At 59.8% G+C, this 234-nt stretch carries 1 protein-coding gene; it reads left to right on the top strand.

Going from position 1 to position 234, the window contains the following annotated elements; genetic code table 11:
• Positions 1-107 precede the first annotated feature (107 nt).
• A partial coding sequence (locus tag BST14_RS32785) for an isocitrate/isopropylmalate family dehydrogenase (RefSeq protein ID WP_438502226.1) occupies positions 108-234 on the top strand: 127 nt, incomplete at its 3' end.

Genomic DNA, 234 nt, shown 5'->3' with positions numbered 1-234 from the left:
ATGCCGGCGTCGAGTGGAAGGCCGGTTCGCCGGAAGCGGAGAAGGTCATCAAGTTCCTCACCGAGGAAATGGGCGTCAAGAAGATCCGCTTCACCGAGAACTGAGGCATCGGCATCAAGCCGGTTTCCCAGGAAGGCACCAAGCGCATGGTGCGCAAGGCCCTGCAATACGCCGTCGACAACGACCGCAGTTCGGTGACCCTGGTGCACAAGGGCAACATCATGAAGTTCACCG

Origin of the sequence: Mycobacterium arosiense ATCC BAA-1401 = DSM 45069 (genome assembly GCF_002086125.1) — a bacterium.
Lineage (GTDB): Bacteria > Actinomycetota > Actinomycetes > Mycobacteriales > Mycobacteriaceae > Mycobacterium > Mycobacterium arosiense.
This window is presented reverse-complemented; position numbering and strand designations above follow the sequence as displayed.